Source organism: Flavobacterium sp. 40-81 (genome assembly GCF_001898245.1).
Lineage (GTDB): Bacteria > Bacteroidota > Bacteroidia > Flavobacteriales > Flavobacteriaceae > Flavobacterium > Flavobacterium inviolabile.
The window spans coordinates 46,813-70,166 of record NZ_MKTM01000009.1 but is presented as its reverse complement, the minus strand read 5'-3'; the positions used below and the strand labels follow the sequence as shown (position 1 = coordinate 70,166).

Annotated in this window: 18 protein-coding genes and 2 tRNA genes; 11 read left to right on the top strand and 9 right to left on the bottom strand. The window is 40.9% G+C overall.

All coding sequences use genetic code 11. The features are described from left to right. Genes BGO42_RS02435 through BGO42_RS02425 form a run of 3 tightly spaced genes read left to right on the top strand, consistent with a single transcriptional unit; the run spans position 1 to position 2,110 of the window. Positions 1-918 (top strand): fumarylacetoacetate hydrolase family protein, encoded by a 918-nt coding sequence (locus BGO42_RS02435; RefSeq protein ID WP_177734480.1) that lies wholly within the window; start codon positions 1-3, stop codon positions 916-918. 16 nt (positions 919-934) lie between these two features. Beyond that, positions 935-1,684, top strand: a complete 750-nt coding sequence (locus tag BGO42_RS02430) for a maleate cis-trans isomerase family protein (RefSeq protein WP_273245739.1) — start codon at positions 935-937, stop codon at positions 1,682-1,684. Positions 1,685-1,732: 48 nt separating this feature from the next. Continuing rightward, positions 1,733-2,110 carry a hypothetical protein gene (locus BGO42_RS02425; RefSeq protein ID WP_273245737.1) on the top strand — a complete coding sequence of 126 codons (378 nt, stop codon included), beginning with the start codon at positions 1,733-1,735 and terminating at the stop codon, positions 2,108-2,110. Between the two features lie 16 nt (positions 2,111-2,126). Here BGO42_RS02425 and BGO42_RS02420 read toward each other — a convergent pair whose 3' ends face one another. The 4 genes from BGO42_RS02420 to BGO42_RS02405 form a co-directional block, all read right to left on the bottom strand. Continuing rightward, positions 2,127-2,675 carry a matrixin family metalloprotease gene (locus BGO42_RS02420; protein WP_273245736.1) on the bottom strand — a complete coding sequence of 183 codons (549 nt, stop codon included), beginning with the start codon at positions 2,673-2,675 and terminating at the stop codon, positions 2,127-2,129. Between the two features lie 105 nt (positions 2,676-2,780). Beyond that, positions 2,781-3,488 (bottom strand): NRDE family protein, encoded by a 708-nt coding sequence (locus BGO42_RS02415; protein ID WP_273245734.1) that lies wholly within the window; start codon positions 3,486-3,488, stop codon positions 2,781-2,783. 139 nt (positions 3,489-3,627) lie between these two features. After that, the gene (locus tag BGO42_RS02410) at positions 3,628-4,173 is read right to left on the bottom strand and encodes a 3'-5' exonuclease (protein WP_177734484.1); all 546 of its coding nucleotides are present in this window, start codon (positions 4,171-4,173) and stop codon (positions 3,628-3,630) included. Between the two features lie 44 nt (positions 4,174-4,217). Next, positions 4,218-5,315, bottom strand: coding sequence for a slipin family protein (locus BGO42_RS02405; RefSeq protein WP_273245731.1), 1,098 nt, complete (start codon positions 5,313-5,315; stop codon positions 4,218-4,220). 48 nt (positions 5,316-5,363) lie between these two features. On the opposite strand from BGO42_RS02405, the gene BGO42_RS02400 reads away from it, so the two are divergent. Next, positions 5,364-5,639 carry a hypothetical protein gene (locus tag BGO42_RS02400; RefSeq protein WP_273245729.1) on the top strand — a complete coding sequence of 92 codons (276 nt, stop codon included), beginning with the start codon at positions 5,364-5,366 and terminating at the stop codon, positions 5,637-5,639. Positions 5,640-5,993: 354 nt separating this feature from the next. On the opposite strand, the gene BGO42_RS02395 is transcribed toward BGO42_RS02400, so the two are convergent. The 5 genes from BGO42_RS02395 to BGO42_RS02375 form a co-directional block, all read right to left on the bottom strand. Then, on the bottom strand, positions 5,994-6,785 hold the full coding sequence (locus BGO42_RS02395) for an ATP-grasp domain-containing protein (protein ID WP_273245727.1): 792 nt from the start codon (positions 6,783-6,785) through the stop codon (positions 5,994-5,996). Then, positions 6,778-7,098 carry a hypothetical protein gene (locus tag BGO42_RS02390; protein ID WP_273245725.1) on the bottom strand — a complete coding sequence of 107 codons (321 nt, stop codon included), beginning with the start codon at positions 7,096-7,098 and terminating at the stop codon, positions 6,778-6,780. Before BGO42_RS02390 ends, BGO42_RS02395 begins: the two co-directional genes overlap by 8 nt. Positions 7,099-7,133: 35 nt before the next feature. Continuing rightward, a tRNA-Phe gene (locus BGO42_RS02385) sits at positions 7,134-7,206 on the bottom strand. A gap of 72 nt (positions 7,207-7,278) precedes the next feature. Continuing rightward, a tRNA-Asn gene (locus BGO42_RS02380) sits at positions 7,279-7,351 on the bottom strand. Positions 7,352-8,120: 769 nt separating this feature from the next. After that, positions 8,121-11,798: an NIDO-like domain-containing protein gene (locus BGO42_RS02375; protein WP_273245723.1), complete on the bottom strand. Its 3,678-nt coding sequence runs from the start codon at positions 11,796-11,798 to the stop codon at positions 8,121-8,123. A 373-nt stretch (positions 11,799-12,171) separates the two neighbouring features. Between BGO42_RS02375 and BGO42_RS02370 the strand changes: the two genes are divergently transcribed. The 7 genes from BGO42_RS02370 to BGO42_RS02340 all read left to right on the top strand — a co-directional run bounded on the left by BGO42_RS02370 (position 12,172) and on the right by BGO42_RS02340 (position 23,310). Beyond that, positions 12,172-13,134 carry an alpha/beta hydrolase gene (locus tag BGO42_RS02370; RefSeq protein ID WP_273245721.1) on the top strand — a complete coding sequence of 321 codons (963 nt, stop codon included), beginning with the start codon at positions 12,172-12,174 and terminating at the stop codon, positions 13,132-13,134. A 278-nt stretch (positions 13,135-13,412) separates the two neighbouring features. Beyond that, positions 13,413-15,617, top strand: a complete 2,205-nt coding sequence (locus BGO42_RS02365; RefSeq protein ID WP_177734491.1) for a tetratricopeptide repeat-containing hybrid sensor histidine kinase/response regulator — start codon at positions 13,413-13,415, stop codon at positions 15,615-15,617. A gap of 106 nt (positions 15,618-15,723) precedes the next feature. Continuing rightward, complete coding sequence (locus BGO42_RS02360) at positions 15,724-16,404, top strand: response regulator transcription factor (protein ID WP_246296986.1); 681 nt, start codon at positions 15,724-15,726, stop codon at positions 16,402-16,404. Then, entirely contained in the window at positions 16,404-17,765 is a 1,362-nt protein-coding gene (locus tag BGO42_RS02355) for a sensor histidine kinase (protein WP_273245718.1), read from the top strand. Before BGO42_RS02360 ends, BGO42_RS02355 begins: the two co-directional genes overlap by 1 nt. A 112-nt stretch (positions 17,766-17,877) precedes the next feature. Further along, the gene (locus BGO42_RS02350) at positions 17,878-19,122 is read left to right on the top strand and encodes a TolC family protein (protein ID WP_177734493.1); all 1,245 of its coding nucleotides are present in this window, start codon (positions 17,878-17,880) and stop codon (positions 19,120-19,122) included. A 1-nt stretch (position 19,123) separates the two neighbouring features. Then, a complete protein-coding gene (locus BGO42_RS02345) occupies positions 19,124-20,206 on the top strand; it encodes an efflux RND transporter periplasmic adaptor subunit (protein ID WP_177734494.1) in 1,083 nt (360 codons plus the stop codon). Positions 20,207-20,208: 2 nt separating this feature from the next. Next, positions 20,209-23,310, top strand: coding sequence for an efflux RND transporter permease subunit (locus BGO42_RS02340; RefSeq protein ID WP_177734495.1), 3,102 nt, complete (start codon positions 20,209-20,211; stop codon positions 23,308-23,310). Positions 23,311-23,354 lie beyond the last annotated feature (44 nt).

The window sequence follows — 23,354 nt, the reverse complement described above, 5'->3', positions numbered from 1 at the left end:
ATGAAATTAGCTACTTACAGAATTAACCATGTTGCTCCGCGTTTAGGAGTTGTTCAGGACAATCACATGATCGATCTTGAAGATGTTGCCCGAATAAAAGAAGAAACGCTTCCGCTGACAATGCTGGATCTGATTGACCTCGGGCTGGATGAGGTTAAGCGAATACAAAGCCTGATTGACAGCCTGACAGAAGAACAAAAGAGCAATTGCTATTATCCGCTATCGAATGTAACGTTCCTGGCTCCTATCCCGAAACCCCGCAAAAATATTATCGGAATCGGATTAAACTATACCGAACACGTTGCCGAAAGTGCCAGAACACTGGACACATCCAAAGAATTGCCGCAACAGCCGGTAATTTTTTCAAAACCGCCAACAGCGGTTACCGGAACAGATACTGCTATCATTCACAATCCGAAACTAACACAGCAGCTGGACTGGGAAGTGGAACTGGCCGTTGTTATCGGTAAGGAAGGAAAATATGTAGCCAAAGAAAAAGCTTTGGATTATGTTTTCGGATATACGATAATCAACGATATCAGTGCCAGAGACTGCCGTCGTTCCGGGCAATGGATCGTTTCAAAAGGACAGGATACTTTTGCACCGATGGGACCGGTTCTGGTTACCAAAGACGAAATCCCGGATCCGCATAACCTGAACCTGTCTTTAAAGCTGAATGGGGTTGAAAAACAAAATTCCAATACCCGGTTTATGTTGTTCAACATCAACGATCTGATTGAAGACCTGAGTACGGTATTTACCCTGGAACCGGGCGATATTATTGCTACCGGAACACCTGCCGGTGTGGGTGCCGGTCGCAATCCGCAGGAATGGATGTGGGATGGCGACACGGTTGAAGCAACAGTTGAAGGAATTGGTACTATAACCAATACAATCAAAGAATTAAATAAAAATTAATATCCCGATTATACCCATGAAAAAATACAGAATCGGCCAGATCGTTCCCAGTTCCAACGTAACTATGGAAACCGAAATTCCGGCTGTTTTCCGTTCCCGTGAAACGATTTTACCGGAACGTTTTACCTTTCATTCCAGCCGTATGCGAATGAAAAAAGTGACCAAAGAAGAACTGGAAGCAATGGATGCCATGAGTTTGAAATGTGCTCAGGAATTATCCGATGCGCATGTCGATGTTATGGGCTATGCCTGCCTGGTAGCCATCATGAGTATGGGGCGCGGTTACCACTGCGTTTCGGAAGTGAACCTGCACCAGGAAACCATAAAAAATGACTTCCCTACTCCTATCGTTACCAGTGCCGGTGCGCTGATTAACGGTTTAAAGGTTTTGGGGGCTAAAAAAGTAGCGGTTATTACGCCTTATATGCGTCCGCTTACGGATTTGGTTGTTGATTATATCGAACATCAGGGATTTGAGGTTGTCGATTCGATTGCCCTGGAAATTCCGGATAATCTGGAAGTGGCTGCGCAGGATCCGATGAACCTGCTGGACATCTACAAAAGGCTGAACCTGGAAGGTGTTGATGTACTGGTAGCTTCTGCCTGTGTGCAGATGCCGTCTTTGGAAGCGATTGACCTGATCCAGAAAGAAATCGGGATTCCGGTGACTTCTGCCGCCGTTTGTACGACCTATGAAATGATGAAAAAACTCGGACTGGAAGCAAAAGCGCCTATTGGCGGTGAATTGTTAAACGGAAAATATTAATCTTTTCCCTGTTTAAATTTTCTATTTTTGGTATTAAAATCAATTTCTATGAAAAATATATTACGAAATAGCGCAAGCTTTGCTGCCCTGGCTTTATTATTAAGCTGTAATCAGACTAAAAAAGAGGAAAGTGTTCCGGAACCGGCCGCAGTTGAGCAGACAGCTCCTGCAGCAGAACCGGAAGCAGCTCCACAGGTAACAGAAACGGTTTCCGGAAAAATTACCGCTATCCAGCCCGGTAAAGACGGTTATACCGCAACCTTGGAAACTGCTGATAAAAAAGTATTCTTTGCGACCATCAGCCATTCTAATTTAACCAAACACGAACAATACAAAACAGTTGTTGTTGGTGATACGATTACCGTTAAAGGCGATCTGTGGCAAAGCGGTGAAGAATCACACATTACCGTTAGAGCGATTTTATAAAAATAATAAGGGGAAATTAGTTTAATTTCCCCTTACATTTTTTACAGAGTTTCATTTTTGCATTATCCACTGTTGCAATCTTTTCGACAGCATCGGTCATCACACAGTGCTTGTCTTCACAATGGGGCAAACCTAAATTATGCCCGAATTCATGGATAACGACCTTTTTAAATCTTGACAGTGTAATTTCAGTATCTTTATGTTGTATCCGGTAAGTCGATACGACCGAACTATTGCCGGGACAATATGCCAATCCCATAATCCCAAAATCACGATACCTCGATTCCGGTTTTCTAATATTTCCGTTTGTATCATATTTTGTTATGGATATATCGCTGTTTGTTAATCCTAAAACATAGTCCAGCGTATCCAGATCTGCCCTTTTTTGAATCCTTATAATACTATCAGCTCTATATCTTGGTGATTTTACAGCTGTATAAGCTTCCTTATATAGTTTTCGCTCCGGTAAAACGACAATTTTCACATCATAAAAATTGGAAATAACTTTTGAAATTGTATCTACCTTATCCGGAGCCATTCCTTTGTATGGAACAATTCCTACCACCTTTTTTTGATGACAACCGATTAAAAATAAACTGAGAGCTAAAAACAATATGTAACGCATATAATTCTTTAAAATAAAACAAGTTTTAAACTTTCTTAAATCTGATTAAACACTAATAAAAGTGTTTGTAAATTGTTGGTTTGCTGTCAGGTCTTCATGATTGAGCGTCACTTTTTGCTGCTGAATTATCGTTTGCGTAATACTGAGCGTTTTCAAGATATTATCCCTGTTGATCACCAGTCCGTTTTCGCAGTCTTCATTTTCGGCATAATGATGAAACGTCATCATCTCCGATTCGGTAATAACCGGATTTGATTTTACAAAACGGGCAAACCATTCAGCCCGTTGTTCCCTGACCGCTTTCGGATACAAGGTTGCGGAGGACCAGATATAGTTTTTGGCGGCATCCAGTTCCGTTTCACTTTTACTGACCTCGTTCCATTGCAGCTGGTATAATGTATCCGCTTCAAAGACAACCAATGTAAAAGATTCGATTTCGTTTAAATTGATGTTGCGCCAGCTTTGCAGTACTGATGCAGCGCTTATTAGTTCCAAAACGATCAGTCCCCTGCTCATTCTGTAAGCAGCTTTCCGGGCAAGCCTTTCCTCTGCTCCGTTTAAAAGCACAACAACACGGCCTTTTTCGCTCACTGCATACCAGGTTCCGCCTGCTTTACTGTCTTTAGGATAAAAAACCTGCTGCCCGTTAACAAAATATTTTCGCGGCTCTAAAGCCGGTCTGGCAATCATTTCATCACGGTTTGAGGTAATGATGTATTTACCGTTGCTGTTTATAAAAGTTACTGTGCACATAATCTACTAAATTATAGAAATTTTCCCGAAAACAATCCATTTACCGGTCTGTTATTTCCGGTAATCCCAATAGCCGTAAACTCACTTTTGACCAATAAAAAAAGCTTCGGAATTCTGAAGCTTTTACATCAAAAAACAATTATTGCTTTAAGCACCAATACAGGATCTTGGCAATATTTTTGGCATCGTCCACACCACGGTGATGGGTTCCTTCCAGCGGAATATCCAGGATGCTTAAAGCGCCATTCATACCGGTAGGTTTTTGCAAACCTCTGGTTTCGGCAAAGAGCACTTTAACATTGATATGCTCCGCTCCCATAGGGTAATCCAGATTGAACCGGGCACATTGTTTCTTTAACATGTTCAGGTCGTAGGCTCCATAACTCGCCCAGGTGTATTCTTTTGGATCATACTGTTCCGTAAGTTTTTCCAACGCTTCCGCAAACGGAATTCCTTTTTGTTCCAGCAAATCCTGGGTAATTGTTGTTAATTCCGTACAAAACGCACTTACAGCGGAATGTTGCGGCTTTATTAAAATCCCCTGATTCTTCGTTATTTCACTGGTATGGCTATCCAGCACGCAAATCCCGATTTCAATAATTTCATTTTCCTGTCCGGCCGGAACCGGTCCCTGCCAGCATGTGGCTTCTAAATCTATAATGATAATTTTAGCTGTTGTTTTCATTTTTTATCTTTTTAAAAACTACGGATACCCTACCCGTAGTTTTGTTATTTTACAAAGATGTCTTTCAACTGACCAATGACGTTACCGCTGCCGGAAATGGTGATCTCACCAATTTTATCCGCAATTTTTTCAACGTATTCCATCTCTTTCAATTTCCATAACATCTCATTTTCTTCCATTAATTTGGCAGTATTCAATAAACTGCGCGTTGCTGCCGTTTCTTCACGTCGCATGATGCTGTTTGCCTGTGCTTTTTTCTCGGCCACCAATACCTGGTTCATGATTTCCTTCATATCGCCCGGTAAGATCACATCGCGGATACCGGCATCGGAAACCGTTAAGCCCAACTCACTGATTCTGGCTGCTGTTTCCTGCAAGATAATTTCGGCAATGGCATCCTTTTTATTCAATAATTCATCCAGGGTCAAACTTCCCACAAAAGCACGCAATGCCAACTGCATCATAATATACAATTGTTTTTCGGTATCTTTATTAATAACCAATGCTTTAATAATATCGGTTATCTGATAACGAACAAAAAAATTAATGCGCAAGGCCGCTTTATCTCTCGTTAATAATTCCTGACCGGAGATCTCCATTTGTTGCTGGCGGACATCGATTGTCCGTACTTCTACAGTGGTATTATTCTTCCAGAAATAATGCATTCCGGCTGTCAATTCTTTGATGAACACACCGTTAATATACAACAATGCTTTTTCATGGCTCAAAACCAAAAAGCGGCGTACATAATTACTGATGCGGATGTTGTCCAATAAAGTTATCGGAACAGCTTCTGTAATATCCACTTTGGATAAATCGACCGTAATAAATTCCCGTTTGATAAAACCTTTCCAAAAGGCATAACGGCCGGCTGTCATTACTTCTTTAAAGTTACCGTTTTCAAATTGCAATACAATCTGATCATCAGCTACTTCAACAACCGTTAACATAGCTGCCAATGCTTCATTCTGCATGATATAATTTAATTCATACTGGGAATGAAAGGCAGTATTGTTATCGTAAATAACCACTTCCTTATTACCGAAAATCCAGTAAGAACCTTCCTGTAATACCTGAATCAATTTCTGATTCTGGAAAACCAAAGCGGTTTGTAAAGCTTTAATATGTATTTTTTTTAACATAACTGTATTTTTTAAATTTTTAAATCTTTTTAATAAAAACGATGGCCGTTGTTTCCTGAAAAGGACGGAAAACAAGTGGTTTACAGATCCGCAGGAATGGTTTATGGCTATATTTCTTTTCCTAAAAAAAGAGCAAACAATAAAGCAAATCTGTTTTTCCATAAACAAAGCCTGATCTCAGGTCTTGTCAGGAATGTGATTATCGACATTGCAGGCAATAATCACCAACAAAGGCACAATCGTTTTCTGGTGCATTTTTTAGAGAAATGCCAACTCGGTCTCACAGACTTTTGGCCTGTAACAAAAACTACATTAGAAGTGTAGTACTCAACCGGACGAGCTAACGTATGTAAATACGCAGGGATTCGAACCCTTTTAAATGAAACAAGTCCCCTAAACTTGTGCGATTACCAATTTCGCAATTCCGTTTAACCGGAAGCAGGACTCGAACCTGCAATTCATTGCTGCTTTTTTGGAAAACAGTAAAACCTTCAAATCAAGTTGCACAATAAAACTTAATACCGCTAAGCAAAGTATATTGCAATGGTGCTATACCGAAACACACAACAGGACTTGTCTGATATTTTTAAAATGTGTTTTAAACGTTGTCATGTATTACCGGACAAAGATTTCAACACAACTACGCAGTATATGTGCGTATATAAATATTTTTTCAAATTATTTTTTAATCCACGCAATAACAGTGTGTAAATATGTTAATCTGACGGATTCAAACCGGGTGATATTCGGAATATGGTTTACTTCCAGTAAATATTTTGTTCCGTTATCCCCGAGGATATAATCGTTTCCGATCATGTCCATCCGGAGTTTTTCCATCAGCTGTTTCGAATCTTCCAACAGTTCCGGATCGACCGGCATAAAGCAGGCTTCATCCGGATGTATCGATTTTAGCCAGGTTGCTCCTTCAAGCTTTATCTGCCAGGCTTCGGTACCGATAATCATGATCCGGACAGCCTCACCGCTAAAGAAAGGCTCAATCACGGAAGCTTCCTCACTTTTCCAGTATCCTGAAAAACGGTGTTTGTTTTCCCCGCAGTGCCAGTTGCCCCATTTTGCCACAGTATCCGTTTGAGTATCCATCTCGGTATCTTCCGAAATAAACCCTCTGGGTGAACTAAAACGGGAATACTGCATCGCTTTTACCAGGCACGGAATCTTTAGCCGGCAATCCATCATGCCGAGGGCATTTGGGAAACAATCGCCTCCCCATAGCGCCAGACCGGTTATAAAATCGAAATCGTTTTCATAAATTCCATAGTACACCACTTTGTCAATGGGCAGCATCCCTACTCCGGTTTGTTTTTCCATAAGCAGCGTTCCGTCTTTGATCAGTATTTTCGGTATGGCCTGATGCCAGACGATATGGCCCTGGTAATTCGCCTGTATAATGTCGTATTCTTCCGGTTCAATCCCCACTAAGGCTATCCGGTTATATAACAGCTTATCCATGGTACATCCGTTTTAAATGTTCCTGATTCCGCCTGCATGTCTCTCCTAAAGAACTTCCGTTGCAATAGCCAATATTTACAAAATCGTTTTCTTCGGTAATGATCGATTCCTTCCGGGTAACGGCTCCGGTATATCCGGAACCGCAATTGCCGGTATTTTTTTTGGTAGCCGGATCCACATCACCCCATTCCGGCGTTTTTCCATTGTAAAGCGGCTCCACAAAATAGATGATTCCTGTTTTTCCTGATTTCATTAAAAATCTTCCTATTTCATCAGTATTGGTTAAAAACCTTTTTAAAATGTCTGGTCTCATAGCGTACCTTTTTTAAATTAAACTTCATTTTATTGTGGAACGGATCCGAATTGAACGAATACCTTCTGCGCTTCAGGCAGACGTGCACACCGGGTACACCACCATTCCGGCTGACTTTATGAGATTTCCGAGAGACAGTCGGAAATCCCAATAAGTCCGGTTCCTTTCTAAGAACTCCTGCGATTCTGGAAGGATTCGAACCTTCAACCTATTGATTAACAGTCAAGCGCTCTGCCAATTGAGCTACAGAATCTTTTGTAAGGGCATAAAAAAAGCACCTTGTATAAGGTGCTCATCAATTGTATAAGATTATCATGATCTTATGCATTATGGATACACCCGTATTCGCTGAAAGTCAAATCCAGTAAGAGGATTGCTTCCGATAGTATTTTTTACTGAATTGAAATTCATTTGTAATAGTGTTTTATATGTTGCCTGTATTCTTGTCATTGTTGTGCTGTAATTTTCTGCTGCAAAGATAAAGTTGAATTTTTCAACCGTGCAAGTATTTTTTAATTTATTTTTGTGATTATCAGATAGTTATACATGATTTTAGAGCAAAGCAATCCCTGTCCGCTAACGAAAGCGGTTTACTGTTTTTCTCAAATGGCTGTCTCTCATCTGATTACTATTCAAGGCTATTTGGGACTATTATGATAATTCATTAAACATTTTTTTTCATTTTTTTATTCGGAATTCCATTCCGTAACTGTTTTTAACTATTTTTTGCTGTTCGCAGCAACCTTTTTTGCATATCTGCAATAAAAAAAGCGCCCTGAAATCAGGACGCTTTGCTATATTTTTAAACGTTTCTTACAATTTTGCGGATTGTTTAAACATCAAAATAATACCCATACGCCCTACGTTTGGCCGGGAAATCCCCTCCTAAACGATTATTACTATCCTGTGATAGTACGGCGATATGTCTTTTTTGTGTTTTCATTCCGGTGCAAATGTAGGAAAAATTTCTTAACAAAAAAGCTCCGGAAATCCGGAGCTTTTCAAATCAAAAAAACGAAAAACTATTTTTTAATAATTTTCCGGGTGGCGGATTTGCCATTTTCAAAAGTGATCTGTAAAATATACATCCCTTCTGAAACTGCTGATAAATCAAGTGTATTGTTTTTATCTTCTTTTACCAGCTGTCCTGAATGGTTGTAAACTTTAACGGATTTCACTGCTGCATCCGACTGGATATTTACCACTGAAGTTGTTGGATTCGGATAAACAACATAGTTTGTTTTATCAAAATCGCCACTACCCATGGTTTCCTCAACAAGCAGTGTATAATCTTCAGCCTGTCCGTAGCTTTCCGTATTACAAGGAGCGATACTTTGTGATGCGAATTTTTTAAGCACTCTCATTCGGGTTGTTCCCAAAAAGGCTGTCTGCGGCACAGGAATCGTACCGGTTAATTCTTTTGCATCAATTCCCGTTGAGTTGCTAATATAACCCAGTTCATATCCTTCTTCCGTTTCGAACGTTCCGTTCTGATTCCAGTCGATATAAACTTTAAAATAGCTGCTCAAACTTCCGTCCGTATTTCCTTTTAATTTAATAGGATAGTTTTGTCCTTTAACAACCGTTCCGGTAATTGCTGTAAAATCTTCATAGGCCGGACTTGTCAGGGCATTTGAAGTAACATTATTAATTCCTGCAAAATCAACCAGTGTGATCGGTTCCACTCCCTGAGGGAAAGCCGGCGTACAATAAACCGGTAACTGGTTGGTGATGGCAATCTGGATTTCACCAAAAATAGCCGTATCGGCAGTAGCGGTTGCTCTTACGGTAACCACTCCGTTTGTAACGGCCGTTACCAATCCTGTAGCAGAAACCGTTGCCATGCCCATATTATTGGAAACAGACCAGCTTACCTGCTGATTGGCATTTGCCGGTAAAGCCGCAGCTACTAACTGTAACGTACCGTGATTTGTGGTTATCGCTGCCGGTACATTATTTTCTGTAGTAACCACCACGCTGGTTACCGGAACAGTATTATCCGGTGCGGCATCAATTTTAAAATTGTCGAAAGAAAGATCGTAATCTCCGGCTGTTCTGTTGGCCGTTACTCTTATAGAAACATACTGCGTTGCATAAGCCGCCAGAGAGTATACTTTACTGATATAATTACCGGTTCCCTGTTCATTCTCAATATTGGTGATATTGGTCCAGGTAGTGCCGAAATCCGTAGAAACTTCTACCGTATAATTACCCCATGTAGCCAAAGGAGAATAGGGTGTAGAAAAGGCAGATTGTTTATAATCAAAACTCAACTGGTAGTTCGCCGGAAGCGGTCCTACATTTATGGTTTTGAATGTTCCTGTCGGTGCCGTGTTGTATAAGTTTTTATAGATATTATTACCGGTATTTCCTGTCGCACCTCTCTCGGTTCCGATTGTCCATCCGGTAGTTGTCCATCCGTTCGGAGTTGTAGTTCCTGTAAAAGGCTCCAGCCAAGGTGCCGGAGTGGTCAATATGGTGGTAAAAGATGTTTTAGTCCAGTTACTTTTATCGTTAGCTCCACACACACTTCTCACAAATACATAATATGTCGTACCGGATTGTAACTGCCCGATAGTCGCGGTTGTTTGTGTTGTTTGCAATAAAAGATCTGTTAAACCAGGAGGCGTATTGGTATCGGAAATAAAATATTCATATCCTCCGTTTGGCGCTCCTGCATTCGAATCGAAATTCCAGCTGATCGCCGCCTGATTCGGAGTAATTCCCGATACAGTAAGGGTAACCGGTGATAAACATGACGGAATTGCTTCCCATACCACATCGTCTACAAATACATTCGAATAGGTTGTGCTTCCTTTTCTTTTTAATCCGATAAAAGAATCCGTACCGGTATAGTTTGTAAAATATACGGTAAACTCTTTATATTCCGTTGTAAGTTCCGTAACACTTCCAAATGGGGTAAATACTGCTGTAGCACTATTGTTATCCAGCGTTCCGACCTGGATATTGTTTCCTGCCGTCGTAGAACTTCTTCTTGCCTTGAATCGCAATCTGTAGTTTCCGGCATTTAAATTGGTTAACTGCGGGCTTACCAATATAACGTCTACACCGGCATTATCAGTATTCGCACCGGAATTGTATAGATTCACGGCATTAGGCGTACTGCTGCCACTGGTACTGCTCGTCGCAACCGATGAAGAGCCTGTACCGGTTCCTCTGATTATTTTACTCCAGCATCCGGCTAAATCCGGTGTAACGGCATTGTCGAAGTTTTCATTAAACGCCGCAACAGGAAGACACAAAGTGGTTAGATTTCCAACGCTTGAATAAGCACTGTTGCAACCGTTATTAGCTCTTACCCTGTAGTAATATTTTGTACTGTTGCTGATATTCTGAACAGCATACGTCAACGCTGCCTGTGCACTAAAAGGAGAACCGGCAATCTGACTGGTAAAATTAGCATCGGTAGCCACTTCTACAAAATAGGCAACTGCTGCTGCCGATCCGCCGGCAGAAGCAACCCAATTCAAATCGAAAGAAGTTGCCGTAATGTTTGCATTTGTAACCGTTCCCGGTGCTGCCGGACAGGTGGTAATGTTTTGCGATACCGGATTGACTGCATTATAAAGCGGTCCGCCGGAGCAGGCACTGTTATAGCCAAAAACGGTAAAGGTATAAGCCGTATTTCCGGTTAATGCAGAACTCACAAACGTTAGTGATGCGGTATTGGAAACAATATAACCGCCCAGTCCTGTTCCGGTGGCATAGGTCATACCGTTAACCGGCGGCGTTGGAGCTGTTCCCAGCGGTGTTCTCACAACCAGGTATTTGTCAACTGCCGGTGATGCCGCTTCAAACACTCCGTTAACCGTAGTTCCGGCCACTGTTAGCACTAAATTGGATGGCTGTGCAACAGGTGCCACACATGGTGACGGTGGTGTCCATACAAAAGTATATCCGGATGTTGGCAATGAAGTTGAATTACAGGTAACACTTGACGAACTTGAGGTTCCCGCTGCGGTAGCCATCCAGTGGCTGTTTGCCGTTCCGCCTGCAGACCGGTTTGTATAATCTGCATCCGAAGCGCCTCTTAATCCAACCTGAACCAGTGCCGAAGTGGGCACTCCGGTGATTTTTAAATCATATACAATGGCGACAGTATTGTTTTCCCGCAAACGGATCTGGAAATTCCAGTCGAAATAACTGCTTACAGTAGCAGAAGACGAATACGGTCTGAAATGTTTCCACTCAATTACAAACTCACGGTTTGGAGCGGTTCCCACTACTTCATATCCTATGGATCCGGTTTTGCCCTCAATATTAAATAAGGCATTTAAATCGGAACCCACAGCACTGATTGCAGCAGTATATCCGGTACTGTTCGAGATCGGGCTTGTTAGCGACGAGCTCGGAGCGGTAGCTCCCAATGTAACAAAACCGTTTGTGCTTACTTTCGCACCGGAATAAGCAATATTGTTCAGCGTAAAAGCAAACGGTATGCTATTGTCCGGAATAGTGTAGATCACATCGTCTAAAGAGGCCGAACCGGACAACGCTGTTGCCGTTGCCAGAACTACCGGATTGGCAAGTTCTGTATAAGTTCCCGGATTCTGGGAGAAAATGTAATTGGAAACCTGCGCAAAAGTGGTCGTTGGCAGGATAAAGAGTCCCAACAGAAAACATTTCATTTTCCATTGATACAACCTGAGGTTGCTTTGTTTTTTGTCATTTGAATACATAAATAAATAGTTTTACTGCATAGTTTTATTATTAATCCGGTAAAATTACTTATTTAGACTAAATAAAAATAAAAGAGATTTCTTAATGTCAAAAAATTATTTTTTTAGTTAATATTTATGTGGAATTTCCGGTTTTTAATAGATAAAATAATGCACCTGCTATTTTTATCCAAAATTTTAATGGTCGTCAAAAATGCTTTGCGGCTGCACTTTGTCCGGATTTTAAAGAAAAAATAAAGCAGGACTCCTGCAAGGCCGAATCACTGTTATTATAGGGTTCTTTTTTAAAACTTTTTGTAACTTTAAGAACAATCAAAACGGCAGCTGTATGAAATCGTTTCGCTTCATTTTTTTGATCCTAATCACAACCCACATGACAATAAAAGCACAGGACTATAAAGAAGATATACTGGGAGCCGGTTTTGAGCAAACCGTTATCCGGCAGCCGGACGACTACGAAGGCAGCGTAATTACAACCCTGATCCGTAAAAAGGCAGTCCATACCACTAACAGGGCGGTACTGTACATTCACGGTTTTAACGATTATTTCTTCCAGAAGGAAATGGCGGAAGAATTTACCCAGCACAACTATAATTTTTATGCTGTTGACCTGCGCAAATACGGCCGCGCTCACCTGCCCCATCAAAAACTGAATAATGTCCGTGATCTGACCGAATATTATGCCGATATTGATTCGGCTTTACAGATCATTCAAAAAGAAGGGAATCAAAAAGTACTGTTGAGCGGTCATTCAACCGGAGGCTTAGTAGCCGCACTTTATGCCGATTCACATAACGGCAGTCCGCTTTTTAGTGCTGTGTTCCTAAACAGCCCGTTTTTTGATTTCAACATGAATGCCATTGTTAAAAAAATAGGGATTCCCTATATTGCTAAAAAAGGGCTGAAAAAACCGGATAAAACCATCAAAGGCGGTTTTACAGAACTCTATGGCAAAAGTCTGCATAAAAACGACTACGGCGAATGGGATTATAACCTGAACTGGAAACCGCATATCGCTCCCGAAGTCAATTATGGTTTTATCAGGGCGATTCATTACGGTCATCAAAAAGTAAAAGACAGCCTGACCATTGACAAACCTGTTTTAGTGCTGTTTTCTAAAAAATCCATAACCGAAAAAAAGTGGAGTGATGTCCTTTTTACCGGCGATGCAATTCTAAACGTTAAGGATATCGAATCGGGTGCCCGAAAAATAAAAGGATTAGTAACCCTTAAGCCCATTGATGGCGGGCTGCACGATTTGATTCTTTCTCCAAAACCGGTAAGGGAGAATGTCTATAAAGTGCTGTTTTATTGGCTTGATGACTTTATGAATTAATGTTATTCCGCTTTATTTTACTATTTTAGCCAAAATAAAACTGTTAATTTTTTTTAAATAATAACACTTAATCTGTAGCTTTTAAGAACTTTTTAACAAAAAACAAGTTTAGTCTTTAAAAAAATAAGAAAACACTAATTCTCACATTATGAGAACAATTTAATTCCTAAAACAAGCTGTTTATAGTATTTTTGTACTAATATTGTTATAGTGAACCATTACAATTTTAACATAATACTAATTCGTTAGATTTATATTATAGTATTATTAACTGATCAATGACTAATAAGCCATTAAGTACTTCCCTTTTATTAGTTTTGTTATTTTCCCAGCTTGGATACAGCCAGACTGGAAAAATAACCCAAAAAGAGATTTCTAAAATGATTACTGCTTCCAGTGATTACATGCTCAACCTGAAGTGTGAAGAATCGCTGAATCTCGCCAAAAAAGCACTGAATCAGGCCTACCAGATCAACGACAAAGCTCTTATTGCCAAAGCGTATAACATTATCGGACTGAACTATGAAGAGTTTTCCGATTTTAAAAAGGCGATTACCTACTATGAAAAAGGGCTTCACTATGCTAATCAGACAACAAACGATACCATTAAAGACTGGCTGCACAACAACCTGGGCAGCGCCTATTGTTTCCATAAACTTGATTTTGAAAAAGGGATTGACCATTATAAAAAAGGACTGTTCTATTCTAAGAAATTAAAGGATACCAACGAAATTATTTATACCCGGCTGAATATTGCCAGTGCCTATTTTGAGATTAAAGACTTTCAAAAAGGAATTTACTACCTGAAAGACATTGAAAATATTGTCATGGAAAGTGATGAACTGGAAGCTAAAATTTCCCTTAATTCTCTTTTAGGTTCTTATTATACGCATACCAACAATTTTAAAACTGCAGAAGCTTTCTATCAGAAAGCCCTGGAGCTTTGCGAAAAAAACAAGATCGAATTCCTGCAAACCAATGCCTGTGAGCTCTACAAAGATTTTGCGCAATACTACTTTAAAATTAAGGACTATAAAAATGCCTACCTGTATCTTGACAAATACACCACTACCAAAAACAAGATCTATAACGATCAGCGGATCAGTGAGGTTGAAAAAGCCGGAAATCAGATTGAACTGGATGAATACAAAAGACAGATCAGCCAGATTGAAAGTGAAAAGCAATTACAGGCAAGAAGCTTGCATCAATCGCGAATTATCGTTGTATTGTTTATCATCACATTACTGTTTTTACTGCTCTTCCTGTTCTCTTTATATAAGAACAATGAGATCCGTAAAAAGATCAACCGCGACCTGAAAACGGCCAATAAACAGCTTCAAAAAGCAAAAGAACAGGCCGAAGAAGTATCCCAGCTAAAATCCCAGTTCATTTCGACAATTAGTCACGAATTGCGAACACCGCTTTACGGCGTGGTGGGTATTACCGATATCATTGCCGACGAGCACAAAGAATTGTCCAACAGTTCCTATCTGAAATCGTTGAAGTTTTCGGCAAGATACCTGTTGTCTTTAGTGAACGATATTTTACAGGTTTATAAAATTGATGAAAAGAAAATAACCCTCGACAACACGGCTTTTAATGTTATTGAAGACCTGCACCAGGTAACGGACAGTCTGATGTTCCTGGCCGAAAAAAATCAAAACAAACTGACGCTTGAAGTGGACGAAGATATCCCGCAGCTGTTAATCGGCGACCGGGTGCGTTTGTCGCAGATCTTTATGAACCTGATTGGGAATGCGCTTAAATTCACCCATAACGGACAGGTAAAGATCAACGTACAGCTGCTCCGGACCGAAGGTACATTCGTTTACCTGCAATTTGAGGTAATCGACAACGGTATCGGAATTGCCGAAGCCGACCAGGAAAAGGTTTTTGAAAAATTCGTACAGATCGAACGCAAAGAAGACGACTATCAGGGAACCGGTCTGGGACTGCCTATCGTTAAACAGCTGATCGGGCTTTTTAATGGTGAAATACACATTGAAAGTGAAGAAAATGTAGGAACCAAAATGACCTTTATCATTGGTTTTGAATCCGATAAGGACAAAATAAAAGAATATACCAATGATCTGGAAGTGGATTTTGTACACCAGAAAAGCTATAAAATACTGGTGGTGGAAGACAACAAAATCAACCAGCTGGTTACCAAGAAAATACTGGACGACAGCAATTTTGAAAGTATTATTGTCGACAACGGCTACCATGCCATTGAACTGCTCGAAAAAGAATCCTTCGATATCGTATTAATGGACATTAACATGCCTATGATCAACGGTTTTGAAACCACCAGGCTCATCCGGGAAAAAGGTATCACGATTCCTGTTATTGCGCTTACAGCTTTCGACAAACAGGAAATATCCGAACAGGTATATGCTTCCGATATGAACGGCATTATCATAAAACCTTTCGAACCCAAACAGCTGTATCAGATGATTGTAAACCTGTGTCAGCCGGTAGCCTAACCGATAATCCGGTTATCTTTTAAAAAAATACGGCAGTAATCCGCAGTACATATTTCCGATAATCGTTTAACTTTCCTACTTTTACCATTCCTTAACCACCAATCGAATGATTAAAATCCTGCTGCTGGAAGACGATTTAGTACTCTCTAAAGAAATTCATGACTTTTTAAAATCAAAAGACATCGAATGCGACTGCGTTTTTGACGGAGAAGTTTTTTTCAGACAACTAAAAACCGATAAATACAATATCTATTTACTCGATATCAATGTACCAAAGCTGAACGGATTGGATGTTTGTACCAAAATCAGGGAAACAGACAAAACCACCCCTATTCTGATGATTAGTGCCTATGGTGATCTGACCGATAAAGTGGATGCCTTCCAGCTGGGAGCCGACGATTATCTGGTAAAACCGTTTCACCTGGAAGAACTGCTGATACGGGTACTGGCGTTACTGCGCAGAAGCAGCACCCCGCAAAATGAAGAAGAACTGATCGTTATAGACGACCTGGAAATCTCACCGTCTACCATGACCGTAAAACGCGCCAATACCGTTATCGAACTCACCCAGAAAGAATACCAGCTATTATTATTACTGGCACGGGCAAAAGGCAGAACACTTTCCAAACAAAGTATTTCCGAGCAAATCTGGGATGCACATTTTGACACCAACCTGAATACCATTGAAGTGTATATCAATTTCCTGAGAAAGAAAATTGACCGGAATTATGAAACCAAACTGATTCACACCCGCCCCGGATTCGGATATTACCTAAAAGACGAATAATGACTTTAAAAAGACGAATAGCCGTAAACGTAAGTATTGCTTTCTCCGTAATTTACGGCATATCCGCTATTTTCATTTATATCTCTTTTTCTTCTTTCAGAAAAGAAGAATTCATGGAACGCCTAGAAGAAAAGGCGCTTACCACAACCAAACTGTTACTTGAAGTAAAAGACATTGACAATCAGATTTTGAAGCTGATAGATCAAAATACAATCAATAAATTGTATAACGAAAAGACGCTTATTTTCGACAGCCGATACAAACTAATCTACAGCAGTATTGACGATGCTTCCGTGAAATGGGACGTCAATTTTTTACAGAATATCAAGAAACACAAAAAAATATATTCTTTCGAAAAAGAAAAAGATGTCCTCGGGGTTTTCCACATTTACAACAATACCGACTATTACATCATCATTGCCGCCGAAGACAAATCGGGAATCAGCAAGCTCGAATATTTATACCAGATCCTGATCATTTCCTTCTTTATCGGAACCACTCTGGTTTGGCTGACAACCTATTTCTTTATCCGGAAACTACTGGAACCGCTGGACAATTTCCAGAAGATCATTACCAGTATCTCCATTAACAAACTGAATACCCAGCTCATTGAATCCTCAAAAGCAGACGAAATTAACGTACTGTCCAAAGCCTTCAACCAGATGCTGCTGCGTATTGAAAAATCCTATCTGGCGCAAAAAGAGTTTACCTCCAATGCCTCACACGAGCTGCGAACGCCCATAAGCCGGCTGACGCTGCAACTGGATAACCTGATTCAGCAGGGCGGCCATTCCGAAAACACGCTCAATTACCTCAATAGCATGAGCAAAGACGTCAGCCAGATTTCCGACCTGATCAACTCCTTGCTATTGTTGGCTCAGATTAACGCTTCCAGCTTTAGCAGCGGTTTCCAGAAGGAACGTATTGATGAAATCATCTTCCAGGAATATGAAAAAACGGTAAAAAACTTTACCGATTTCCAGATGAATTTCGAAATCGGCAATAGCGAATCTGACCTCGAAATCAGAGGCATCAAATCGTTACTGGAAATCGTGTTTGGCAACCTTTTTAAAAATGCCTACCTCTACTCTTCCGACAAAAAGATCAACGTTGCCATCGAAGACAGCAACGACGGAACTGTGGTGATACAACTCAGCAATAAAGGCGAAAAACTGCCGCCGGAAGAAGAGAAAAAGATCTTCAACTCATTCGTAAGAGGAACCAAAAACCAGACCATTCAGGGTTCCGGTCTGGGATTGCGCATTGCCAAGCGAATCCTGGATCTCCACGAAGCAAAACTGGCGTATACGTACATTGATCAAACCGGATTTCATCAGTTTACAATTATTTTTCCTACTTAATTCTTTCATAAAAACCACCTTAAATGCATTTTTAAGCTTTTTTTAAGGTCGGCTTTAAGGCTGTTTTAAGGTACGTGATAGCATCTTTGTAAAGAATTTAATTCTTTTACAGATGAGAGTACTACCTTTTATATGCACACTGCTATTTTTTCAGCTGACTTTTTCGCAGAAAGCGCTTACGCTAAAAGACTGCGAAGATGCCATGCAGCAAAATAACTACCAGCTACTGGCCGAACAATACAATATCACCGCTTCCAGAGCTGCCGTTATTCAGGCTAAAATCTGGGATCATCCCAATCTTTCCCTTGCCGTTAATGCTATTAACCCCGATGAAAAGAGATATTTTGATGCCGGTAAAAACGGGCAGAAAGCGATTGCTGTAGACCAGCTAATCCACATTGGCGGTAAAAAGAGAAATGAAATCAAACTGGCCAAATCCAATGTGGCCCTTGCCGAACTGCAATTTGAAGAATTAATGCAGGATTTAAAGCACGAATTAAGACAAAGCTTCTATGCAGTTTTCTTCGACCTGAAAAAAATTGCCAGCATCGAATCGCAGACCAAACAAATCGAAGACCTGCTGCAATCGTATGAAGTACAGGCAGACAAAGGAAACATTCCGTTAAAAGATGTGGTAAGACTACAGTCCTTACTGTTAAACCTTAAAAATGACCGTATCGCTATCCAGAAAGAAATAACCGAGCAAAAAAAGAGCCTGGTTATCCTGACCGGAATAGATGAAGAAATTGTACCATCGGCCGACGAAAATGAACTGATCCTGACCTTTAACGCTCCAAAATATAACGAAAGCGAATTATTCAATATCGCCAAAGAAAAAAACCCGGAATACCTGAGCTCCCTAAAACAGGTGGAAAGTCAGGAACTGGCCGTAAAACTGCAAAAATCCCTTTCCGTACCGGATATCACTGCCGGACTTGCCTACGATCAGGTGGGTGGTGCGTTTAAAAACGAGGTGAACTTTACATTGGGCATCCCGCTTCCGCTTTGGAACAGAAACAAGGGAAACATTAAAGTAGCCGAAGCACAACTGGGCCAGGTAAAAGCAAACAAAGACTTTAAAACCTTAGAATTAAAAAATGAAGTCAACGGAGCGCTTTCTATCTGGAAAGAACAAAAAACACAATATACGTCCCTGTCCAAAACCATCAACCAGAACCTTGATCTGGTTTACCAGGGCATTCTGAAAAACTTTCAGCGACGCAATATCTCATTATTAGAGTTCACCGATTTTATGGAAAGCTATAACCAAAGCACATTACAGCTGAACGAAATGAGAAAACAACTGATACTATCCGGAGAACAAATCAATCATATTACCAATACAACTATTTTCTAAGATGAAATATACATTTATAACTTGCCTGTCCCTGCTTGCTTTACTTTCTTGTCAGGACAAAGAAAAAAAAGCAGAAATAAAAGAAACCTTCGTGCTAAGCAATAAAATGCTGCAAACAACCAAAACGGCACCGGTAACCTTACAGCCGCTGCGAAACGAGTTGAATTATTACGGTAAAATCACGACCGATAACAACAAAACCATTGAAGTATTCCCGGTTGTGGGCGGTAGTGTTGCAAAAGTATATGTACAATTGGGTGATTATGTAAACAAAGGCCAGCTGCTGGCAACCATCAGAAGTACCGAAGTAGCCGATTTTGAAAAACAACTGGACGATGCTAAAAACGATGTGATTGTGTCCAAAAATAACCTGAAAGTAGCCCAGGAACTATTTGAAGGAAAATTAAATTCCGACAGAGATGTTATTGAAGCCAAAAGCAATTACGACAAAGCCAAGTCCCAGTTGCAGCGCATCCAGGAAACGTATAAGATATACAATATCAAATCGGGTGCTATCTATGAAGTGCGTTCCCCGTTGAGTGGTTTTATCATCCAGAAAAACATCAACGAAAACATGCTGCTTCGCGACGACCGCAGCGATAATATTTTTGACATCGCCGAAATCAACGATGTATGGGCTATCGCCAATGTAACCGAAAGTGAGATCAACGAGATCAAACTGGGCGAAAATGCGGCCGTATCCACGTTGAGTTACCCTGATAAAATATTCAGCGGAAAAGTCGACAAGATTTTCAACATCATCGATCCGGATACGAAAGCCATGAAAGTGCTGATCAAACTGAACAATCCCGATTATGTCCTGAAACCGGAAATGAGAGCATCGATCAAGATCTCTTATGTGGAAAAAGACAAAGAAATGCTTTCTGTTCCCGCTTCCGCTGTGATATTTGACAAGAGTAAGAATTTTGTAATCATTTATAAAGACCGGAACAATATCGAAACCCGACAGGTTGAAGTATTCCGCCAGGTTGGAGATACCGCCTATATTTCTTCCGGAATCAGTGCAGGAGAAAAAGTAATGACACACAATCAATTGCTAGTTTATGGCGCCTTAAATGATTAATCATGAATAAATTTATCAGAAACATAATTGCTTTTTCCCTAAAGAACAAAGCATTCACCTTTTTTTGGGTTGGAATTCTTGTCATATCAGGATTTGTAGCCTTTAAAAACATGCCCATCGAAGCCTTCCCGGACGTAACCAATACCCAGATTATTATCGTTACCGAATGGAATGGCCGAAGCGCCGAAGAAATTGAACGTTTTGTAACGACTCCTATCGAGATTTCGATGAACTCTGTTCAGAAAAAAACGAGTGTGCGAAGTATTACAATGTTTGGTCTGTCGGTTATCAAAATTATCTTTGAAGATGATGTCGACGACTTTTTTGCCCGCCAGCAGGTAAACAACCAGCTGCGTACCGTTTCCCTGCCCGATGGTGTGGATCCGGACGTACAGCCGCCTTACGGGCCAACCGGGGAAGTATTCCGCTATGTGCTGAAAAGTAAAGACCGGGACACCCGCGACCTGCTAACCTACCAGAACTGGGTAATAGACCGTCAGTTAAGAGCCGTTCCCGGTGTAGCCGATGTGGTTGCTTTTGGCGGACAGGAAAAAACCTATGAGATCAGTGTAGATCCGGGACGTTTGTCTAAATACAACATTACACCGCTGGAAGTATTTGATGCGGTAAACAAAAGTAACCTGAACGTAGGTGGTGACGTTATCGAGAAGAACGGCCAGGCCTATGTGGTTCGTGGTGTCGGGTTGTTAAGCTCCATTGAAGACATCCAGAACATTATTGTGGCCGATGCCGGCGGTAATCCCGTATTGGTAAAAAACCTTGCCGATGTGGCCGAAAGCTCCTATCCGCGTGTCGGACAGGTTGGTCTTGACAAAAACAACGATGTTGTGGAAGGAATTATCGTGATGCGAAAAGGCGAAAATCCGAAAGAAGTACTGACGAAAATCAAGGAAAAAGTAAACGAAATCAACGATAACGTATTGCCGAAAGACATCAAAATGGTTACTTTTTACGACCGTGATGACCTGATGAATTTCACAACAGCAACCGTGATGCACAATCTTTTTGAAGGAATCATTTTCGTAACCGTAATTGTATTCCTTTTTATGGCCGACTGGCGAACGACTTTAACCGTTGCCATCATCATACCGCTGTCGCTGCTTTTTGCCTTCCTGTGCTTGAAAATAAAGGGCATGAGTGCCAACCTGCTGTCCTTAGGAGCCGTCGATTTCGGTATCATTATTGACGGAGCCGTCGTCATGGTCGAAGGGATATTTGTAACGCTGGATCATCTCGCCCATAAAAAGGGTATGAAAGCCTACAACAAGCTGGCTATTGGTAGCGTGATCAAAAAAACCGGTACAGAAATGGGGAAAGCTATTTTCTTCTCCAAACTGATCATCATTACCGCCCTGATCCCTATTTTCTCTTTCCAGAAAGTAGAAGGAAAAATGTTTGCACCGTTAGCCTATACCCTTGGTTTTGCCTTACTGGGAGCCTTGCTGTTCACGCTTACGCTGGTGCCGGTATTGTCCCATATATTACTGAATAAGAACGTTAAAGAAAAGAACAACCCATTTGTGAACTTCTGGAACAGAATCGTAGAAAAAGGATTCCGCTTCACCTTTAAGCACAAACAAAAAACACTGTTCGTTTCGATAGCCTTTATGATTTTAACCTTTATATCGGCCAAGTTTTTAGGAACGGAATTTTTACCGCAACTTAATGAAGGAGCTTTATGGGTAACGGCCGAAATGCCTATCAGTACGTCGCTTCCGGAAAGTAATAAAATATCGGCCGAAATACGGACCATTCTGGGAAGCTTCCCGGAAGTGGAACAGGTATTATCGCAAACCGGAAGAAGTAACGACGGAACCGACCCGAACGGATTTGGATTCGCCCAGTTCCAGGTTGACCTTTATCCGAAAAAAGAATGGAAAAGACACATATCGCAGGAACAGCTCATAGACCAGATGGATGCCAAACTGAAACAGATTCAGGGAATCACCTATAACTATTCGCAGCCTGTAATTGACAACGTGGCAGAAGCGGTAGCCGGATTTAAAGCGTCCAATGCCGTAAAAATTTACGGGGACGACCTGAACAAACTGGATGAACTGGCCACCAAAGTATTGGCACAGATCAGAAATATTGACGGTATTAAAGACGTGGGTATATTAAGAAACGTCGGACAACCGGAAGTAAGCGTTATCCTGGACAGGGAAAAAATGGCCGCTTATGGTGTTACCCTTGCCGATGCACAGGCAGTACTGGAAATGGCTTTTGGAGGAAAAACAGCCACCCAGAAATATGAAGGAGAGAAAAAATTTGATGTTCGTGTCCGTTATACAAAAGAATACCGAAAAGATGAAAAAGATCTGGCACAATTAAAGGTTCCGACCATTGACGGCGTAAAAATCCCGTTAAAAGAGATTGCCACTATTAAAAAGATCACCGGACCGGCTTTTATTTACCGCGACAACACCAAACGTTTTATTGCCGTTAAATTCTCTGTACGTGACCGTGATTTAGGAAGTACTATTGCCGAAGCACAATCGGTTATCAATAAAAAAGTAGAGCTTCCTTCCGGATACAGCTTCGGATGGACCGGTGAATTTGAAAATCAGGTAAGAGCGACACAACGTTTAAGCCAGGTCGTACCGATCAGTCTGGTTGGGATATTCGTCTTGCTCTTTATCATGTTTGGTAACATCAAAGATTCCCTGTTAGTACTGGCTAATGTACCGTTTGCCGTAATCGGTGGTATTATTGCACTGCACGTAACCGGTATGAACTTCGGGATTTCGGCAGGTGTCGGATTCATTGCCCTGTTTGGTATCTGTATCCAGAACGGTGTGATCCTGATATCCGAGTTCCATAAGAACCTCAAGGAAAAGCTCACGCTCAATGAGGCCATTATTGAAGCTGTAAAAATCAGAACCCGTCCGGTAGTAATGACTGCTTTAATGGCTTCCATCGGATTGTTACCGGCAGCGATTTCAACCGGAATCGGTTCCGAGTCACAAAAACCGCTTGCTATCGTAATTATTGGCGGACTGATAACCGCAACCATATTGACACTGTTGGTATTCCCGATTATCTTCTGGATATTCAACAAGAAAAAGCATCAGCCAATTGATTGATTGTAAACAATTTTTTATTTGTTATTTTGGTTATTTGGAAAGGC

Excerpts from the sequence above, each read along its gene's own strand:
- BGO42_RS02435 (WP_177734480.1), top strand. The coding sequence starts at position 1 with ATGAAATTAGCTACTTACAGAATTAACCATGTTGCTCCGCGTTTAGGA.
- BGO42_RS02430 (WP_273245739.1), top strand. The coding sequence starts at position 935 with ATGAAAAAATACAGAATCGGCCAGATCGTTCCCAGTTCCAACGTAACT.
- BGO42_RS02425 (WP_273245737.1), top strand. The coding sequence starts at position 1,733 with ATGAAAAATATATTACGAAATAGCGCAAGCTTTGCTGCCCTGGCTTTA.
- BGO42_RS02415 (WP_273245734.1), bottom strand. The coding sequence starts at position 3,488 with ATGTGCACAGTAACTTTTATAAACAGCAACGGTAAATACATCATTACC.
- BGO42_RS02410 (WP_177734484.1), bottom strand. The coding sequence starts at position 4,173 with ATGAAAACAACAGCTAAAATTATCATTATAGATTTAGAAGCCACATGC.
- BGO42_RS02405 (WP_273245731.1), bottom strand. The coding sequence starts at position 5,315 with ATGTTAAAAAAAATACATATTAAAGCTTTACAAACCGCTTTGGTTTTC.
- BGO42_RS02395 (WP_273245727.1), bottom strand. The coding sequence starts at position 6,785 with ATGGATAAGCTGTTATATAACCGGATAGCCTTAGTGGGGATTGAACCG.
- BGO42_RS02390 (WP_273245725.1), bottom strand. The coding sequence starts at position 7,098 with ATGAGACCAGACATTTTAAAAAGGTTTTTAACCAATACTGATGAAATA.
- BGO42_RS02375 (WP_273245723.1), bottom strand. The coding sequence starts at position 11,798 with ATGTATTCAAATGACAAAAAACAAAGCAACCTCAGGTTGTATCAATGG.
- BGO42_RS02370 (WP_273245721.1), top strand. The coding sequence starts at position 12,172 with ATGACAATAAAAGCACAGGACTATAAAGAAGATATACTGGGAGCCGGT.
- BGO42_RS02365 (WP_177734491.1), top strand. The coding sequence starts at position 13,413 with ATGACTAATAAGCCATTAAGTACTTCCCTTTTATTAGTTTTGTTATTT.
- BGO42_RS02360 (WP_246296986.1), top strand. The coding sequence starts at position 15,724 with ATGATTAAAATCCTGCTGCTGGAAGACGATTTAGTACTCTCTAAAGAA.
- BGO42_RS02355 (WP_273245718.1), top strand. The coding sequence starts at position 16,404 with ATGACTTTAAAAAGACGAATAGCCGTAAACGTAAGTATTGCTTTCTCC.
- BGO42_RS02350 (WP_177734493.1), top strand. The coding sequence starts at position 17,878 with ATGAGAGTACTACCTTTTATATGCACACTGCTATTTTTTCAGCTGACT.
- BGO42_RS02345 (WP_177734494.1), top strand. The coding sequence starts at position 19,124 with ATGAAATATACATTTATAACTTGCCTGTCCCTGCTTGCTTTACTTTCT.
- BGO42_RS02340 (WP_177734495.1), top strand. The coding sequence starts at position 20,209 with ATGAATAAATTTATCAGAAACATAATTGCTTTTTCCCTAAAGAACAAA.